At 73.9% G+C, this 16641-nt stretch carries 16 protein-coding genes; 11 read left to right on the top strand and 5 right to left on the bottom strand.

Annotated features, from left to right (window positions below; all coding sequences use genetic code 11):
• Positions 1 to 15: 15 nt before the first annotated feature.
• Positions 16 to 663, bottom strand: a complete 648-nt coding sequence (locus ALMP_RS20095; RefSeq protein WP_264930233.1) for a ScbR family autoregulator-binding transcription factor — start codon at positions 661 to 663, stop codon at positions 16 to 18.
• A gap of 178 nt (positions 664 to 841) precedes the next feature.
• Here ALMP_RS20095 and ALMP_RS20090 point away from each other — a divergent pair, with 178 nt between their 5' ends.
• The 3 genes from ALMP_RS20090 (at position 842) to ALMP_RS20080 (ending at position 3723) form a co-directional block, all read left to right on the top strand.
• Complete coding sequence (locus ALMP_RS20090) at positions 842 to 1750, top strand: ScbA/BarX family gamma-butyrolactone biosynthesis protein (protein ID WP_264930231.1); 909 nt, start codon at positions 842 to 844, stop codon at positions 1748 to 1750.
• Positions 1751 to 1819: 69 nt separating this feature from the next.
• Entirely contained in the window at positions 1820 to 2470 is a 651-nt protein-coding gene (locus ALMP_RS20085; RefSeq protein WP_264930229.1) for a ScbR family autoregulator-binding transcription factor, read from the top strand.
• Positions 2471 to 2538: 68 nt separating this feature from the next.
• Complete coding sequence (locus ALMP_RS20080; protein ID WP_264930227.1) at positions 2539 to 3723, top strand: damage-control phosphatase ARMT1 family protein; 1185 nt, start codon at positions 2539 to 2541, stop codon at positions 3721 to 3723.
• 7 nt (positions 3724 to 3730) lie between these two features.
• Here ALMP_RS20080 and ALMP_RS20075 read toward each other — a convergent pair whose 3' ends face one another.
• Positions 3731 to 4528 (bottom strand): alpha/beta fold hydrolase, encoded by a 798-nt coding sequence (locus ALMP_RS20075; RefSeq protein WP_264930224.1) that lies wholly within the window; start codon positions 4526 to 4528, stop codon positions 3731 to 3733.
• A gap of 135 nt (positions 4529 to 4663) precedes the next feature.
• Here ALMP_RS20075 and cyc2 point away from each other — a divergent pair, with 135 nt between their 5' ends.
• Positions 4664 to 6829 carry a germacradienol/geosmin synthase Cyc2 gene (cyc2, locus tag ALMP_RS20070; RefSeq protein WP_264930223.1) on the top strand — a complete coding sequence of 722 codons (2166 nt, stop codon included), beginning with the start codon at positions 4664 to 4666 and terminating at the stop codon, positions 6827 to 6829.
• Positions 6830 to 6833: 4 nt separating this feature from the next.
• On the opposite strand, the gene ALMP_RS20065 is transcribed toward cyc2, so the two are convergent.
• Positions 6834 to 7571, bottom strand: a complete 738-nt coding sequence (locus ALMP_RS20065; RefSeq protein ID WP_264930220.1) for a hypothetical protein — start codon at positions 7569 to 7571, stop codon at positions 6834 to 6836.
• A gap of 94 nt (positions 7572 to 7665) precedes the next feature.
• Here ALMP_RS20065 and ALMP_RS20060 point away from each other — a divergent pair, with 94 nt between their 5' ends.
• From ALMP_RS20060 to ALMP_RS20045, 4 genes are all read left to right on the top strand, one after another.
• Complete coding sequence (locus ALMP_RS20060; protein ID WP_264930218.1) at positions 7666 to 8532, top strand: LysR family transcriptional regulator; 867 nt, start codon at positions 7666 to 7668, stop codon at positions 8530 to 8532.
• A 96-nt stretch (positions 8533 to 8628) separates the two neighbouring features.
• Positions 8629 to 9228: a PDZ domain-containing protein gene (locus tag ALMP_RS20055; protein WP_264930216.1), complete on the top strand. Its 600-nt coding sequence runs from the start codon at positions 8629 to 8631 to the stop codon at positions 9226 to 9228.
• 212 nt (positions 9229 to 9440) lie between these two features.
• Positions 9441 to 10568, top strand: a complete 1128-nt coding sequence (locus ALMP_RS20050) for an aminopeptidase P family protein (RefSeq protein WP_264930214.1) — start codon at positions 9441 to 9443, stop codon at positions 10566 to 10568.
• A gap of 50 nt (positions 10569 to 10618) precedes the next feature.
• The gene (locus tag ALMP_RS20045) at positions 10619 to 11587 is read left to right on the top strand and encodes an aminoglycoside phosphotransferase family protein (RefSeq protein WP_264930211.1); all 969 of its coding nucleotides are present in this window, start codon (positions 10619 to 10621) and stop codon (positions 11585 to 11587) included.
• A 138-nt stretch (positions 11588 to 11725) separates the two neighbouring features.
• On the opposite strand, the gene treZ is transcribed toward ALMP_RS20045, so the two are convergent.
• Complete coding sequence (gene treZ, locus ALMP_RS20040; protein ID WP_264930208.1) at positions 11726 to 13471, bottom strand: malto-oligosyltrehalose trehalohydrolase; 1746 nt, start codon at positions 13469 to 13471, stop codon at positions 11726 to 11728.
• A 154-nt stretch (positions 13472 to 13625) separates the two neighbouring features.
• On the opposite strand from treZ, the gene ALMP_RS20035 reads away from it, so the two are divergent.
• From ALMP_RS20035 to ALMP_RS20025, 3 genes are read left to right on the top strand one after another with little or no spacing between them, the layout of a single operon-like run.
• Positions 13626 to 14177: a DUF1707 and FHA domain-containing protein gene (locus ALMP_RS20035; RefSeq protein WP_264930206.1), complete on the top strand. Its 552-nt coding sequence runs from the start codon at positions 13626 to 13628 to the stop codon at positions 14175 to 14177.
• A 48-nt stretch (positions 14178 to 14225) separates the two neighbouring features.
• The gene (locus tag ALMP_RS20030; RefSeq protein WP_375803508.1) at positions 14226 to 14507 is read left to right on the top strand and encodes a hypothetical protein; all 282 of its coding nucleotides are present in this window, start codon (positions 14226 to 14228) and stop codon (positions 14505 to 14507) included.
• On the top strand, positions 14504 to 15004 hold the full coding sequence (locus ALMP_RS20025; RefSeq protein WP_264930204.1) for a subtilase-type protease inhibitor: 501 nt from the start codon (positions 14504 to 14506) through the stop codon (positions 15002 to 15004). The genes ALMP_RS20030 and ALMP_RS20025 overlap by 4 nt, the downstream gene beginning before the upstream one ends.
• A gap of 101 nt (positions 15005 to 15105) precedes the next feature.
• Here ALMP_RS20025 and ALMP_RS20020 read toward each other — a convergent pair whose 3' ends face one another.
• Complete coding sequence (locus ALMP_RS20020) at positions 15106 to 16356, bottom strand: M14 family zinc carboxypeptidase (protein WP_264930202.1); 1251 nt, start codon at positions 16354 to 16356, stop codon at positions 15106 to 15108.
• Between the last annotated feature and the right edge of the window lie 285 nt (positions 16357 to 16641).

Below are 16641 nucleotides of genomic sequence, written 5' to 3'. Positions count from 1 at the left end.
CCCGCCGCACGTCGTTCAGGAGGCGGCCCGCTCCAGCGAGGCCAGTACCCGCACGCCCCGGTCGGCACGGGTGTCCAGACCGGGCAGCAGACCGGGCACCGCGATGCTCGGCAGCATGTGGGACCACATCACCGACAGCCGCTCCCCGAGGTCCGCGCGGTCCGTCAGCGCCCGCGACATGAGCTGGATGCCGGTGAACGTGCCCACCAGCAGCTCCACCGTCTCCCTCGGCCGCACGGTCGGCAGCAGTTCGCCCCGTTCCCGCGCCAGTTCCATCAGCCCGGTCAGGGCCCGCGCCCACTGCCGGAACGGCTCCCCGTGGTCCACCCCCGACGGCGTCTCCTGGTCCACCGCGAGCCGCACACTGCCCCGCAGCAGGGCGTTGTCCAGCAGCCGCTGCCCCACCACGAACGTCATGTCGACGATCTCCTGAAGCTTGCACGGCTGCGGCGGCACCGCCCCGAAGGGCACCTGCTCGTTCAGCACCGCCTGCGCCAGGGTCTCCTTGGACGCGAAGTGGAAGTACAGGGCGCCCTTGGTGACTTCGGCACGCTCCAGGACCATGGCGATGGTGGTGGAGGTGTAGCCGTGCTCGTCGAAGACCGCGCCGGCCGCCTCCAGGATCGCCCTGCGCGTCCTGATGGCGCGCTCCTGTTTCGCCATAAGAGCCCCTTCACGGCACCGAGTTGCCGACACCCGCGATCGTCTGCGAGGTCGGCCCGATCATAGGATGCCGCCGACTGATCTCATTGAAAACAAACCGGTCGCCTCGTATTCTAACGCTCACCGGAGCGGACGGTTCGCCGTCTGCCGTGGCCTTCGGGGGACCGTAGGGAGAGACATGACTCGACCGCGGCAGCTTGCCGACGCTCCGTCCCTGACCGCGACCGTGCCACGCCAGCTGGTCCATCGCGCGGCTGTCGCGGAGACCCTTCTCACCGGCTGGCGGCGGGTCGGCACCGACCGTTTCACGGTGACCGCCCAGTGGCCGCGCGCCCACGGGTTACACGTGTCGTCCGACCGGTCCGCTTATGACCCGTTGCTCGTCGTGGAGACCATCCGGCAGGGCGGAACCCTCATCACCCACACCGAGTACGACGTCCCGCTGGACCGTCAGTTCGTGCTCCAGAGGTTTCAAGTGACCACGGTCGCAGGGAAGTTGGGTGTCGGGGCGCTGCCGGCCGAGCCGGAGGTCGAGCTGTTCTTCACCGACCTCCAGTACCGGGGCCGGCACCCCGCCGCCGCCCGCTACACCGCGCGCGTCCTGCGTGACGGCGAGCGGGTCGCGACCGCCGACGTGGCCTTCACCTGCGTCAGCGAGCCCGTCTACCGCAGGCTGCGCGGCGGCCGTACCCCGGACACCGTGACCGCGCTGCCGGTGCCGCCCGGCGTGCCCGCCGCCGACGTCGGCCGCGCCCTGGCCGCGGACGTCGTGCTCACCGAGCCCGCCCCGGGCCGCGGGGACCGTCGACGGCTCCGAGTCGATACCGCGCACCCCGTTTTCTTTGATCATCCTCTGGACCACGTCCCCGGCATGCTCCTGCTGGAGGCGGCCCGCCAGGCGGCCCTGCTCCGGACGGGCGGCGAGCGGTCCCCGAACGCCTATGACGCGGTCTTCCACCGGTACGCCGAGCTGGACGAACCCCTTTGGATCGAGGCCGTTGAGGGTCCCACGGGCGAGATACGAGTTTATGGAACACAGGGGGAGTGGACGGTCTTCGAATGCACGGTCGGTACCGTCGCACGGTGAGCTATTGTTTACTGGGGGTAAGAAAAAAACAGCATGACCCGTTCGTTTACGGCCCCAGGAGTGCAGTCGATGGCGAGGCAGTTACGCGCGGAACAGACCCGCGCGACGATCATCACGGCCGCAGCCGACCTGTTCGACCGGCATGGCTACGAATCGACGAGCCTCAGTGACATCGTCGAGCACGCCCATGTCACCAAAGGCGCCCTGTACTTCCACTTCGCGGCCAAGGAGGACCTGGCCCACGCGATCATGGAGTTGCAGTCGCAGGCGGCTCGCCGAGTCGCCGTCGAGATCGACGAACGGGGCTGTCCCGCCCTGGAGTCGGTGATGCGCCTGACCTTCGCCATGACGCGCCTGTCGGTCGAGGGTCCGATCGCCCGGGCCGGCCTCAGACTCGCCACCGGGGGAGTCGCGGTCCGGCCGCCCCTGCCGCACCCGTTCGCGGAGCTGCTGGAGCTGATCTCACGGCGGCTCGTCTGCGCGGTCAAGGAGGCCGACATCCATCCGGACGTCGACGTGGACGCCGTCGCCCACTCGCTGGTCTGCTTCTTCGTGGGCACCCGCGTCGTGGGCCGCTCCCGCGAGCCCGCCGCCCGCCTCCCGCGCCGCATGGCCGAGATGTGGCACGTGCTCGTCCGGGGGCTGGTGCCGGTACCGCGCCGCCCCCGCTATCTGAGCCTCGCGGCGCGGCTGGAGCGGGAGATCATGGCGGTGGTCTGAGGCGGGCGCCCCGTGACCCGGGGCGCGTGTGCCCGGCCGTCGCGCGCCCCCGCGATACGGTGATCGGCATGCCCCGCACCCCCGCCCCGCCCGTGATCCTCGGCGACGAACCGGGCTCCTTCCCGCACGGTGTCCTGGCCGAACGCCACCCCGCGATCATCCGGCAGGTACGGGACGCCTTCCCGTACGACCCCGACATCCACCGCGCCCTGGACGCGCTCCTGGTCAGCTGCACCGAGGGCGTGATCGAACCCCTCCCCGCCGACGCCCACGACCGGGACCGGTGGCGGACCTGGGGCCTCGACACGTACACGGGACGGTCCTGGTTCGACGTGCCCTGGCTGTGGTCCGAGAGCTGGTTCTACCGCCGGCTCCTCGACGCGGTCGGCTACTTCGGGCCCGGCCCCTGGCAGGGCCTCGACCCGTTCCGCCCGTTCAAGCTCGCCGAGCTCGACGCGCCGGAGACCGACGAGGAACTGGCCGTCCTGGACGACCTGGAGTCCCGCCCCGCCGAGGAGCGGGCCCACGCCCTGCTGCACGGCTCGCTCTGGGGCAACCGCGCGGACCTCGGCTTCCGGCTGTCCGACGCCGACGCGGAGGGCCGGGCCGCCGCCCCGGGCCTGGTCGCCGACGACAGCGACACCCTGTGGTCGCTGCTGCCGGCCGCGCCCACCGGGAACGGCACCCTCTGCCTGGTCGCCGACAACGCGGGCCGCGAACTCGTCCCCGACCTCCTCCTCGCCGCCCATCTCCTCGCCCACGGCCACACGGCCCGGGTGGTGCTGCACGTCAAGCCGTACCCGTACTACGTCTCCGACGCGACCCCGGCCGACGTCGTGGACGCCCTGCGCAGACTGGCGGCCGCGCCGGGAGCGGCCTCGGCGTACGGGCGGCGCCTCTGGTCGGCGATGGCGGACGGCACCCTCACCGTCCGCGCCCACCCCTTCGCCGCCGCCCCGCTGCCGTACGAGGAGATGCCACCGGACCTGCGCGCGGAGTTCGCCGCCGCGACCCTCACCCTCGTCAAGGGCGACCTCAACTACCGCCGTCTGGTGGGTGACCGGCGCTGGCCGCCGACGACGCCCTTCCCGGAGGTCACCGCCCACTTCCCCGGCCCGGTGGCCGCCCTGCGCACCCTCAAGTCCGATGTGATCACCGGCCTGACCGCGGACACCGAGGCCGCGCTCGTCGCCGCCGAGGACCAGCGCTGGCGCACCGGCGGGACGCACGCCCTGATCCAGGTCCGCGGCTGAGAGGGGGTCAGGCCCGCGTGGACCCTTCCTCGTCCGCCCGCAGGAAGTCCTCCACCACACGGATCAGTTCCAGCGGCGTCTCGTCCATCGCGTAGTGACCGGCCGACGGCAGCTCGTGCAGTTCCGCGCGCGGGTACCAGCGCAGCCATGTCCCACGCATCAGCGCCGCCGACAGCGCCGGGTCGAGGGCGCCGGTCACGGCCAGCGCGGGCACCGTCGCCCCCTCCGCCCGCCGGTGGAAGTCCTCCCCGGCCCATGAGTCCAGCCAGGCCCGGAACGCCTTCGGGTCGCTGACCTCCAGCGAGCGCGCGACCATCCGGTCCAGCCAGGCGGCCGGTCGACGGCCGCCCGTCGTGACATCGAGGATCGCGCGCCGGTTCTCCGGCCGGTGCGCCGCGTCCGCGAACAGCTCCCACTGCTCGGGCGGCAGCGCCAGCCCCGACGCCGGGACCGGGGAGACGCCGACCAGCCGGCGCAGCCGGTGCGGGGCCAGCGCGAGGAGCCGCTGCCCGATCGCGCCGCCCATCGAGTGCCCCACGACCGAGAAACGGTCCCAGCCGAGCCGGTCGGCCAGTGCGACGAGGTCCAGCGCGGCCTCGGCGGTCGTGTACGCGCCGGCCGCGTCCCTGGCGGCGCCGTAGCCGCGCAGATCGACCAGCGCGTACTGGAACGCCGTACGGTCGAGGTCGGGCAGGACGGGCGCGTACGCGGAGCGGTCGGCGAACCAGCCGTGCACCGCGAACACCTTGTGGGCGCCGTCGCCGTGCAGCTCATGGGGGAGCGTGAAGAGCGGGAGGGAGGTCATGCGACCACGGTGACCGCCGCTGCGGGGTGCGGCAAGAGGGCGTGAATCGCAAGGAATGCCGCCGGATTCACGCGATGGTGTGATCATGTGCCGTGTCCCGGATGGCCGTCCGGGACCACGGGTAGGGCCCCGGCCATGACGCAGCCGTTCGAACTCCCGCACTTCTACATGCCGTACCCCGCGCGGCTGAACCCGCACGTCGACGAGGCCCGCGCCCACTCGACCGAGTGGGCGCGCGAGATGGGCATGCTGGAGGGGTCCGGGATCTGGGAGCAGGCCGACCTCGACGCGCACGACTACGGCCTGCTCTGCGCCTACACCCACCCCGACTGCGACGGGCCCGCCCTGTCGCTGATCACCGACTGGTACGTGTGGGTGTTCTTCTTCGACGACCACTTCCTCGACATGTTCAAGCGCACCCCCGACCGCGCCGCCGGCAAGGCCCACCTGGACCGGCTGCCGCTGTTCATGCCGCTGGACCTGTCGACGCCCGTGCCGGAGCCGCGGAACCCGGTCGAGGCGGGCCTCGCGGACCTGTGGGCGCGTACGGTGCCGGCGATGTCGGCCGACTGGCGCCGCCGTTTCGCCGTCGCCACCGAGCACCTGCTGAACGAGTCGATGTGGGAACTGTCCAACATCAACGAGGGGCGGATCGCCAACCCCGTCGAGTACATCGAGATGCGCCGCAAGGTCGGCGGCGCCCCCTGGTCCGCCGGGCTCGTGGAGTACGCGACCGCCGAAGTCCCCGCCTCCGTCGCCGGATCCAGGCCGCTGCGGGTGCTGATGGAGACGTTCTCCGACGCCGTGCACCTGCGCAACGACCTGTTCTCCTACCAGCGCGAGGTCGAGGACGAGGGCGAGAACAGCAACGGCGTGCTGGTCCTGGAGACCTTCTTCGGCTGCACCACCCAGCAGGCCGCCGACACCGTCAACGACATCCTCACCTCCCGCCTGCACCAGTTCGAGCACACCGCGCTGACCGAAGTGCCCGCGCTGGCCGTGGAGAACGGACTCGCACCGGACGAGGTCGCGGCGATCGCCGCCTACACCAAGGGACTCCAGGACTGGCAGTCCGGCGGCCACGAATGGCACCTGCGCTCCAGCCGCTACATGAACCAGGGCGCCACCAGCGGCACGCCCTGGCAGAAACTCACCGGCCCCGGCACGTCCGCAGCCGACGTCGGCGCGCTCCTCGCCTCGGCCGCCGCGGAACGCTTGCGCGCCTACACGCACGTGCCGTACCAGAAGGTCGGCCCGTCGCTGCTGCCCGACTTCCACATGCCGTTCCGGCTGGAGCTGAGCCCGCACCTGGACCGCGCCCGGCACCACCTCCTGGAGTGGACCCGCCGCACGGGCATGCTGTCGGAGGGCGTGTGGGACGAGGACAAACTCGCCTCCTGCGACCTGGCGCTGTGCTCGGCGGGCCTCGACCCCGACGCCACCCCCGAGGCCCTCGACCTCAGCGCCGCCTGGCTCGCGTTCGGCACCTACGGCGACGACTACTACCCGCTCGTCTACGGCCACCGCCGCGATCTGGCCGCCGCCCGGCTGACCACGGCCCGGCTCTCGTCGTGCATGCCGGTCGACGGCGAGGAGACGACCGTCGTCCCCGTCAACGCCATGGAACGCGCCCTGATCGACCTGTGGGCGCGCACCACCGCGGAGATGACCGCCGAGCAGAAGCGCACCCTCAGGGCCTCGGTCGACGTGATGACCGAGAGCTGGGTGTGGGAGCTGTCCAACCAGCTCCAGAACCGCGTCCCCGACCCCGTCGACTACCTGGAGATGCGGCGCGCCACCTTCGGCTCCGACCTCACCCTCAGCCTGTGCCGGATGGGCCACGGCCCCGCCGTCCCGCCCGAGATCTACCGCAGCGGCCCGGTCCGCTCCCTGGAGAACGCCGCCATCGACTACGCCTGCCTCATCAACGACGTCTTCTCGTACCAGAAGGAGATCGAGTACGAGGGCGAGATCCACAACGCGGTCCTCGTCGTGCAGAACTTCTTCGGCTGCGACTACCCGACCGCGCTCGGGATCGTCCACGATCTGATGACCCAGCGCATGCAGCAGTTCGAGCACGTGGTCGCGCACGAACTGCCCGTGTTGTACGACGACTTCGACCTCTCGGCACAGGGCCGTGCCGCCATGGACGGCTATGTGGCCGACCTGGAGAACTGGCTGGCGGGCATCCTGAACTGGCACCGCGAGGTCGACCGCTACAAGTCCGCCTACCTCGCCCGGCGCGCCCACGGCTTCCTCCCGGACCACCCGCCGGCCGTTCCCGCGCTCAGGGTCGGCTGACGCCTCACACGGGCCGGGTCACCGGCCGGCGTGCGGCGTGCTCGACCGCGGCGCGCGCCAGCCCCCGGATCATCGGGTGCGGGCGCGCGCCGTCGCCGGACAGCTCCGGCTGGAAGAGGGAGGCCAGGAAGAAGGGGTGCCCGGGGAGTTCCGCCATCCGCACCTGACCGGCGGTGTCCCGCCCGCTGAAGCGCAGGCCGTGCGCCCGCAGGGTGTCGAGATGGCGGGAGGGGCCGTAATGGCACGAGTAGCGCTCCACGGTGCGCTCGGCGCCGAGCAGTGAGTGCGCGAGCGACCCCGGCTCCAGCAGGACCGTGTCCTGGTGGCCGGCGAGGGAGCAGGCCAGCGGTTCGATGAGGAAGTCGTCGGCGTCGGGGTCGTTCTCGGCGTGTGCCACGCCCGTCAGCCCGCAGACACCGCGGGCGAACTCCAGCAGGGCGTGCTGGAAGCCGCCGCAGGTGCCGAGGAAGGGGATGCCCTCCTCGCGGGCGGTGCGGATCGCGGACAGCACGCCCGCCTCGCTGCGGTAGGGGCTCCCCGGCAGGACCCACACCGCGTCGAAGCCGCGGACGGCGCCCTCGGCCTCCGCGTCCCGCGAGGGGATCCAGTAGGCGTCCAGGACCAGCCGCTCCCGGGAGGCGAGGGCCTCCAGCAGAAGCGGGACACGGGCGTGCGAGACGACGGTGGGGGAGTGGTCGCCGACCAGGGCGACCTTGGCGATCTGAGCTGCGCTGTCGGTCATGCGCCCATCCTCCGGGCGGCCGCACTTCACGTCCAACGATGATTACTGCACCCTCCATAAGCAGTTCTGATGGGGGCTGGTGCACGCTGAGCCCATGGACCCGCACCTGCTGCGCACCTACGTCACCGTGGCCCGCCTCAACTCCTTCTCCGAGGCCGCCCGCGCCCTCGGCTACACCCAGTCCGCCGTCTCCCAGCACATCGCGGCCCTGGAGCAGGACCTCGGCGCGCCGCTGCTCACCCGCCGCCCCGTCGCCCCCACGGCGGCCGGGGAGCGGCTCCTCGAACACGCGGGCCCGCTGCTGCTGCGCCTGGACGCGGCCCGCGCGGACGTCGCCCGTCTCGCCGCCGCCCCCGCGCACCGCCTGACACTGGCCACCGCCCCGACCGCCCTCGTCCCGGCCGCACTCGCCGCGCTCCCGCCCGCCGGGGTGACGCTGCGCGTCCTCGCCCGGGACGTCGTGCCCGCCGCCGTCGCCGACGGCACGGCCGACGTCGGGCTCGTCGACGGCCTCGCCGCCCCCAGCGACCCGCTGCGCCTGCCCGACGTCGCGCCGCTGACCACGTACGGCATCGCGGAGCAGGAGGTGTGCGTCCTGCTGCCCACCGGCCACCCCCTCGCCCGGCGTGCCGGACTGCGCCTCGCGGACCTCGCCGACGCCCGCTGGCTCGACGCGCCCGACACCGGTCTGCCGCTGGCCCACCTGCGCGACGCGAACGGCGGCGACGGCTTCCGGCCCGCCCTGCGCTACGACGGCACCGACGTCCACGTCCTGACCGCGCTGGCCGCCGCCGGACACGGCCTGGCCCTGCTGCCCCGCTCGGCCGCCACCCACGTCCCCGGCACGGTCGCCGTCCCCCTCACCGCGCCCCGGGTCGTCCACCGGACCGAACTCGTTTACAGCGGCACGCCGACGGGTGCCGTCCGGGCGTGGGCGGACGCCCTGTCCGGAGGCAGGTGAGCCGGAAGCTACCGCTGGTGACCGTGGGGCAGTCTCACTCTTTCGTGGCTCGTGGGGCGCCGGTGCGCGGGGTAGAGCACCAGCCGGAGGCGATCCATGGAACACACCGCGTTGCGTCCCAAGCCCCTGCCCGGCCGGCACCCCGATGACGGCGGCGCACCGGGCGGCCCGAACCGGCGCCCGCACGCCGCGCGCCGTCGGGGGCGACGGCTGACGACCCTGCTGTCCGGCCTGCTCGTCGGCACGGTCCTGGTGCTGTCCGGCGTGGGGCTCGGCACGGTCGGCGCGACCGTGATCGGCATGCGGGAACTGGCCGAACTGAAACGGCAGGCCGGCCGGCCCGCACCGGGCACGCCGGGCGCCGCGACCGGCCAGAACCGCCCGAGCCCGTCCCCGCCGGCCGACACCCGCACGCCGTCCCGACCGCCCGTGGACGCCACGCTGGGCGTGGAGGCCGTGGACGCGCGCGGGGGCGGCGCCGAGATCGTCGCCGTCCACGTCCCGGGCCCCGGCTTCTCGGCCGGGCTGGTGCGCGGAGACGTCCTGCTGGCGTTCGGCCGCGTCAGGATCGACTCGGCGACGGACCTCGCGCACGCGGTCGACGAGGCGCGGCCGGGCCGTGCGGTCCAGCTGACGGTCCGGCACCGCAGCGGGGCCCATCAGCGGCTGGCGGTGGTCCCGGGGGTCGTCACCTGACCTGCCGGCGCCTTGTGGCCCGGTGCTGGGGCCGTCCGCGTTCCGCGGCCCGGTCGGGTGTGGCCCCGTGCTCGGGCCGGCCGCGTCCCGCGCTCGTGCCGAAAGCCGTGTGAATCGGCTCGCGCCGCCCCCGCTGTCCGGGCAGGATGCTGCTCGTAGTGTGACCTCGTCCGTCACCTCGTCCGTCACCACGTCCCTCCAGGGAGGCCCGGATGACCGGCAGTACCCCCGCGCCCTTCACCGTCGACGACTACCGGGCGCGGATGGAGCGGGCCGTGCGCGCGGCCGACGAGGCCGGGCTCGCCGGGCTCCTGGTGGCGCCCGGCCCGGACCTCGTCTGGCTCACCGGCTACGCGCCGCCTGCCGTCACCGAACGGCTCACCCTGCTCGTCCTCGTCCCCGGCCGCGACCCCGTCCTCGTCGTGCCGACCCTGGAGGCCCCCGACGCCGCCGAGTCGGCCGGCGCCCCCGCGCTGACCCTGCGGGACTGGACCGACGGCAAGGACCCCTACGCCGCCGCCACCGGACTCCTCGACGCGGGCGGACGGTTCGGCGTCAGCGACAACGCCTGGGCGATGCACCTGCTGGCCCTGCAGAAGGCTCTGCCCGACAGCTCCTACGCCTCCCTCACCGAGGCCCTGCCCATGCTGCGCGCCGTCAAGGACGCGGCGGAACTGGAACTGATGGCCGCCGCGGGAGCCGCCGCGGACGCCACGTTCGAGGAGATCCGGAAGGTTCCCTTCGCCGGCCGCCGCGAGTCCGACGTCGGCGCCGACCTCGCCGACCTGCTGCGCCGGTTCGGGCACTCCCAGGTCGACTTCACCATCGTCGCCTCCGGCCCCAACGGCGCCAACCCGCACCACGAGGTCGGTGACCGTGTCATCCAGGACGGCGACATGGTCGTCCTCGACTTCGGCGGCCTCAAGGACGGCTACGGCTCCGACACCTCCCGCACCGTCCACGTCGGTGAACCCACCGACGAGGAACGCCGGGTCCACGACCTGGTACGCGCGGCCCAGGAGGCGGGCTTCAGGGCGGTACGGCCCGGCGTGGCCTGCCAGGAGGTCGACCGGGCCGCCCGCGCCGTCATCGCGGACGCCGGCTACGGCGAGTACTTCATCCACCGCACCGGCCACGGCATCGGTGTCACCACCCACGAGCCGCCGTACATGATCGAGGGCGAGGAACAGCCGCTCGTGCCCGGCATGTGCTTCTCCGTGGAACCCGGTGTCTACCTGCCCGGCCGGTTCGGGGTCCGCATCGAGGACATCGTCACGGTCACCGAGGACGGCGGCCGCCGCCTCAACGACACCACCCGCGACCTGGTCATAGTGGGCTGAGCTGACCTCCCCAGTCCCCGGCATCCCACCGAAACGGCAATGGCGCGACCATGACCCAGCCACCCACCCCCACCGCGGACACCGTCCGTCGACTGGTCCGCGCGCTCCTGAAGGAGGGCGAGGAGCGCACCACGGGCAGGAACGGCCCGGGTGGCACAGCCGGACCCGACGTGCGGCCCGTCGCGGAGAGCGCCGGGCACTCCACCTGGTGGGTCGGCGCCCACCATGTGCTGCGGCTCGCCCCCGACCGCGAGACGTCCGTCCTCCAGCGCCGCGAGCTGCGGCTGCGCGACCTGGTCCGCCCGCACGTCCCGGTCGCGGTGCCGACGAGCGTCGCGCACGGCGAGTGGTCCCCGGGGCTGACCTACACCCTGGACACCAGGGTGCCCGGCGGCACGGCCGAGGAGCACGACGTGTCGGCCGTCGGCGAGGCCGACCTGGCCGGACTGCTCGGCGGGCTGCGCGAGGTACCGGCCCGCCAGGCCGAGGCACTCGGCGTACGGCGGGCCGCCCCGCGCTCCCTGGAGGCGCTGCGCCGCATGGCGGTGGCCGCCGCCGAACGACTCGCCCGTGCCGACGAGTTCGACCCGGCGCGTCTGCACCAGTTCACCCGGCCCGGCGCGGCCCAGCTCGCCGCCCAGCCCGCCACCGCCGTCCTCGTCCACCACGCCCTGCGCGGCGAGCACCTCGTGGTCAGCGCCGACGGCCGGGTGCGCGGCGTCCTCGGCTGGGGCGAGGCGGTCCTCGGCGACCCCGCCGAGGACATCGCGGGCCTGGCGCTCGCCGTCGGCTCCGGCGCCGCCGTCCGCGCCGCCACCCTCGCCGGCTACGGCGCCCGCCCCTGCCTGCGCGGCCTGTGGCTGGCCCGCTGCGACACCGTCATCCGCCTCGCCGACCGCCTCGACGACCAGGGCACCGACCCCCTGCCCCTCCTCCACGACCGACTGCGCCGCGCCTGGGAGGCGATCCTGCTGGAACGGGTGACGGACTTCCGCGAGGACGACATGGAGGGCCCCTAGACGGCCGTCGCAGTCATGGCCGACCTGGGAGGGGGACTCGCCGAGGGCGCCCCGCTCGGGCCCGGCCTTTCGGGGGGCGCCCCATGCGGCCCCGATCCGTGGGGGGCGCCCCACTCGCCCCGACCTGTCAGTGACGCCTCACTCCTGCTCCAGTACCACGCACGCCTCCCCGGGCACATGCAGCAACCCGTCCGGGCCCGGGGCCTGGACCGGCTCCCAGGACGCGAGGACGCGGGCGGGGCGGGGGCCCAGGGGGATCGCGGCCGGTTCCTCACCGAGGTTGACGGCGACGCGGATGTCGCCACGGCGGAAGGCCAGCCAGCGGGCCCGGGCGTCGTGGGCGACCTTGAGGTCGGCGAGGTCGGGGTCGGTGAGGTCGGCGTGGGCGTGCCGCAGGGCGATCAGGCGGCGGTACCAGTCCAGCACGCGCGCGTGGGGCTCGCGCTGCGGCTCGGACCAGTCCAGGCAGGAGCGGTCGCGGGTCGCCGGGTCCTGCGGGTCGGGCACGTCCTCCTCGGCCCAGCCGTGCGCGGCGAACTCCCGCCGCCTGCCCCGCCGTACGGCCTCCGCGAGGTCGGGGTCGGTGTGGTCGGTGAAGAACTGCCACGGCGTGCCGGCCGCCCACTCCTCGCCCATGAACAGCATCGGCGTGAACGGCCCCGTCAGCGTCAGGGTCGCCGCGCAGGCCAGCAGGCCGGGGGAGAGGGAGGCCGACAGCCGGTCGCCCTGGGCGCGGTTGCCGACCTGGTCATGGGTCTGGCTGTAGCCCAGGAGCCGGTGCGCGGGCACCCGGGCGCGGTCCAGCGGACGCCCGTGCCGGCGGCCCCGGAAGCTGGAGTACGTGCCGTCGTGGAAGAACCCGCCGGTGAGGGTCTTGGCGAGGGCGGCGAACGGGTCGCGCGCGAAGTCGGCGTAGTAGCCCTGGGACTCCCCGGTCAGCGCGGTGCGCAGGGCGTGATGGAAGTCGTCGTTCCACTGCGCGTGCAGTCCGAGCCCGCCCTCCCGCCGGGGTGTGATCAGCCGCGGGTCGTTCAGGTCGGACTCGGCGATCAGGAACAGCGGCCGGCCCGTCTCGGCCGCGAGGGCGTCCACGGCCGCCGACAGCTCCTCCAGGAAGGGGTACGCGCGCGTGTCGGCCAGCGCGTGCACCGCGTCCAGCCGCAGCCCGTCGACGCGGTAGTCGCGCAGCCACGCCAGCGCGCTGCCCAGCAGGTACGTGCGGACCTCGTCCGAGCCGGGCGCGTCCAGGTTGACGGCGGCGCCCCACGGCGTGTGGTGCGTGTCCGTGAAGTACGGGCCGAAGGCGGGCAGGTGGTTGCCGGACGGGCCCAGATGGTTGTGGACGACGTCCAGCACCACGCCCAGCCCCACCTCATGGGCCCGGTCGACGAACCGCTTCAGCGCCTCGGGACCGCCGTACGGCTCGTGCACCGCCCACAGCGACACCCCCTCGTAGCCCCAGCCGTGCCGGCCCGGGAAGGGGCACAGCGGCATCAACTCGACGTGTGTCACGCCGAGTTCCACGAGGTGTCCGAGGCGTTCGGCCGCCGCGTCGAGAGTGCCCTCGGCGGTGAACGTGCCCACGTGCAGCTCGTAGAGGACCGCCCCCGGCAGCGGCCGTCCGGACCACCGCGCGCGCCAGGCGTACCGCCCGTGGTCGACGACCGCGCTCAACCCGTCCGGCCCGTCCGGCTGGCGGCGCGAGCGCGGGTCCGGCAGGACCGGGCCGTCGTCCACCGCGAAGCCGTACCGCGTGCCGTCGGTGGCCTCCGCCTCGCCGGTCCACCACCCCGCGCGCTCCGGATCGCGTTCCAACGCGCGCGTGACGCCGTCGCACATCAGCGTCACCCGTTCGGCCTGCGGTGCCCACACCTCGAACTGCACGGACGGTTCCCCTTCGTCTGCCCACCGTGACGTAGCCCGTCCATCGTGCTCCACACGGCATCGATCCGCCGGTGGAACACCCGGGCACACGCGGGAGGAGCACCGTTTTCCCGTTTTCTGGACACTCGCGGTTCACTGACCGACAATCACCAGCGTGACGTCGTCTTTCGAGTTCAACACGTACCCCGCGCGGCTGTCCGACGCGGAGCGCGACAGGGCGCTGAAGGTGCTCCGTGACGGCGTCGCCATGGGCCGCCTGTCGCACGACACGTTCGTGCGCCGCATGGAACTGGCCCTCGCCGCCCGCCGCTCCGACGAACTCGCCGTCCTCACCGCCGACCTGCCCCAGGAGAGCCGCCTCGCGCGCCTGGTGTTCGGCACGGTCGAGGCGGTCTCCGGCTTCACCGTCCGGCTGCGGCACGCCTGGCGGGCCGAGCGGCTGCCCAAGCTGCTGCTGCCGCACCCCGGCACCGAGCACGCGCTGCGCATCGGCCGGGACCCCGCGAGCGGCCTCAGGCTCACCCACGAGAGCGTCTCGCGGGTGCACGCCGAACTGAGCCGCCAGGGCGGCCTGTGGGTGCTGCGCGACCTGGGCTCCACCAACGGCACCACCGTCAACGGGCGTCGGGTCATCGGCGCGGCCGTCGTCCGCGAGGGCGACCAGGTCGCCTTCGGGCGGATGGCGTTCCGTCTCTCGGCGAACTGATCCCCCAAGTCACCCGGCTCCGGGCGGTGTCGACGTACCTGCCGCGCCGTGACTCACCGCGCGTTCACCGGGCACCCGGTGAGCCGTCGCCGCCGCGGCGTGGCCGGCAGGAAGGTGCTGCCGGAGCCGGACGGGTTCCTCGACGCCTGGTGCGCCGACCTCCACGACGGCTGCGCGGCCCGGTGGATCCCCGTCGAGCGCCAGGTGGAGTACCAGGCACGAGTCGTGCTCGACGCTTTCGTACCGGCCGCCCGACAGGGGCCCGTGGGCGCACGATCGGGTGAGTCGGACTGGGGAACTCGGCCCGCCGTGCCGATGCACCGGGTATGACATCTTTCCCCACCCCTCACCCGGCGCGACGACGCCACCCGCTCAGGACGGCCGTACGGCGCGCTCTCCCGGCCGTGGCCGGCCTCCTCCTCGCGGCCGGCGCCACGGCCCCCGCCCGGGCGGCCGCATCCCCGCCGGGCGCAGTGCCCGGCAACTGGCTCCAGCTGACGCTCACCCACGGCGACGCCCGGTACGGCAACAGCCGCGGCACCCTTCTGCTGTGCGACCCACCCCAGGGGCACCCCCGCGCCGCCGACGCCTGCGCGGAACTGGCGGCGGTCGACGGCGACATCCGCGCCATCCCGCCGAAGAAGGACGCCATCTGCTCCATGGTGTACGCCCCGGTCACCGCCCACGCCACCGGCCGGTGGAACGGCCGCCCGGTGGCGTACACGCAGGACTTCTCCAACACCTGCGTGATGAGCGCGAAGACGGGCGCGGTGTTCGCCCTCGACAATGAGGAACTCACCGAACCGCCTGCCGTGCCGGACAACTGATCCCGGGCCGGTTCCGGACGCCGGACGCCGGGCTTGGGACCCCGGTGTCCGGGCACGGGCGGACACGCGCGCGTGGGACACGGAACACCGGGCGCGGCGTCCTACGTCGCGCCCGCCCGGGCGTGCAGGGCCGCCGCGACGACCGTCCGGGACTGGTGCTCGACCTGATGCTCCAGGGGCACCCAGCGGGCGCGGAAGCGTTCGGCGAAGGCGTCGCTCCAGGTCTCGACGAGGTGTTCCAGGCGGGGTGCCGCCGGGTCGTGGTGCTCGTGCAGGACCCGCCACAGCATCGCCGCCGCCCGCAGCGGCAGCCGGCGCGCGAAGGCGTCCACGCTGCCGATGTGGGCCATGGTCGTGTCGGCCGGCGGGACGTGCGTCCAGTCGGCCGCCAGGTCGGGCACCAGCTCCAGCACCCAGCGGGCGGCCCGCAGCAGCGGGTCGTCGACGCCCTCCAGACGCGGCAGCGCCTGCACGAGCACCCGCTCCACCTCCCGGGCCTCCCGCAGCAGCCGGCCCGCCAGGCCCCGTATCGCGGCGGCCGGGTCGGGATGCGGGGCGGGGTCGTCCACCATGTCGCTCGCCCACATCGGCACCTCGACGACCGCGGTGAGGCCGCCGTAACGGTGGGCGTGGTACCAGGTGCTGTGCCGCGCGTCGTCCGGCATGCTCGGATACGCCGCGCCCGCCCCGGCGTGCGGCATCACATGGACGCCGGGCCCGGACGCGGGCCAGCCCGCCGCGTCGGAGGCGCCCGTCTCGACCGGGATGTGCAGCTGCGCCGCGGACTTGGCGAACGGCTCGGCCAGCCCCGGGATGTCCTTCGTCAACTGCACCCAGCTGCCGCCCAGATCGGTGCCGTGCAGCGTCACCTGGAGGTAGGGGCGCAGCTCGTCGATGACGCGGGTGAGGGCACGTGTCTCGGGCGGCAGCCGGTCGGGCGGCAGCACGGCCGGGGACCACTCCGGCTGCTCCTGGGCGGCGGGCCGGAAGAAACCCAGGTGGTACTCGAGCAGGCTGCGCGGAGCCGGCGTCACGTGCAGACTCGCCCCGTCGGGGTCCGCGCACAGCAGGAAGTGCCAGGACGTGCCGTCCCGCAGCCCTCTCTCCCCGAGGACCCGTTCGACCAGCGCGAGAAGTGTCGACCCGCCGGCCGGCTCGTTCGCGTGGGCCCCGGCCACCACGAGCACCGCCCGCCGGGCATGCCCCACGGACAGCAGGTGCAGCGGGCGGCCCGCACGGGAGCGCCCCACCTGCCGCAGCGCGCACAGTCCGGGCCGGCGCGCGGCCAGCGCCCGGACGGCAGAGGTCAGTTCGGTCACGGTGGGGTAGCGCTGCTCCGGCAGGAGACTCACCCCCGACATGTCCGCCCGGCCTTCGCCTCCGCAGTACCCCACGGACTCCGAGCGCTGTCAAGGACACCGTCGGGAGCCTCCCGGGGGCGCCCGGAAGCATCCGCGGCGGACAACGGCCCGCCGCACGCCCACCCGCTCAGCCCACCCGCTCCAGCAGCGCCACCGGCGTCCGCGCGAACACCTCCGCCACCCGCGCGTACCCGGTGAACTCGCGTCCGGGCGTCACCACGTCCGCCCACCTCCCCGGCGGCAGCGGGAGGCGGGTGTCCCCCCACCCGCCCGCCC

The organism is Streptomyces sp. A012304 (genome assembly GCF_026008495.1).
Classification (GTDB): Bacteria; Actinomycetota; Actinomycetes; order Streptomycetales; family Streptomycetaceae; genus Streptomyces.
The sequence above is the reverse complement of the archived record's forward strand: the minus strand, read 5'-3'. Positions and strand labels throughout refer to the sequence as shown.

Bases quoted from the DNA above. Each gene is read 5' to 3' on its own strand.
- ALMP_RS20095 (WP_264930233.1), bottom strand. From the start codon at position 663: ATGGCGAAACAGGAGCGCGCCATCAGGACGCGCAGGGCGATCCTGGAG.
- ALMP_RS20090 (WP_264930231.1), top strand. From the start codon at position 842: ATGACTCGACCGCGGCAGCTTGCCGACGCTCCGTCCCTGACCGCGACC.
- ALMP_RS20085 (WP_264930229.1), top strand. From the start codon at position 1,820: ATGGCGAGGCAGTTACGCGCGGAACAGACCCGCGCGACGATCATCACG.
- ALMP_RS20080 (WP_264930227.1), top strand. From the start codon at position 2,539: ATGCCCCGCACCCCCGCCCCGCCCGTGATCCTCGGCGACGAACCGGGC.
- ALMP_RS20075 (WP_264930224.1), bottom strand. From the start codon at position 4,528: ATGACCTCCCTCCCGCTCTTCACGCTCCCCCATGAGCTGCACGGCGAC.
- cyc2 (WP_264930223.1), top strand. From the start codon at position 4,664: ATGACGCAGCCGTTCGAACTCCCGCACTTCTACATGCCGTACCCCGCG.
- ALMP_RS20065 (WP_264930220.1), bottom strand. From the start codon at position 7,571: ATGACCGACAGCGCAGCTCAGATCGCCAAGGTCGCCCTGGTCGGCGAC.
- ALMP_RS20060 (WP_264930218.1), top strand. From the start codon at position 7,666: ATGGACCCGCACCTGCTGCGCACCTACGTCACCGTGGCCCGCCTCAAC.
- ALMP_RS20055 (WP_264930216.1), top strand. From the start codon at position 8,629: ATGGAACACACCGCGTTGCGTCCCAAGCCCCTGCCCGGCCGGCACCCC.
- ALMP_RS20050 (WP_264930214.1), top strand. From the start codon at position 9,441: ATGACCGGCAGTACCCCCGCGCCCTTCACCGTCGACGACTACCGGGCG.
- ALMP_RS20045 (WP_264930211.1), top strand. From the start codon at position 10,619: ATGACCCAGCCACCCACCCCCACCGCGGACACCGTCCGTCGACTGGTC.
- ALMP_RS20025 (WP_264930204.1), top strand. From the start codon at position 14,504: ATGACATCTTTCCCCACCCCTCACCCGGCGCGACGACGCCACCCGCTC.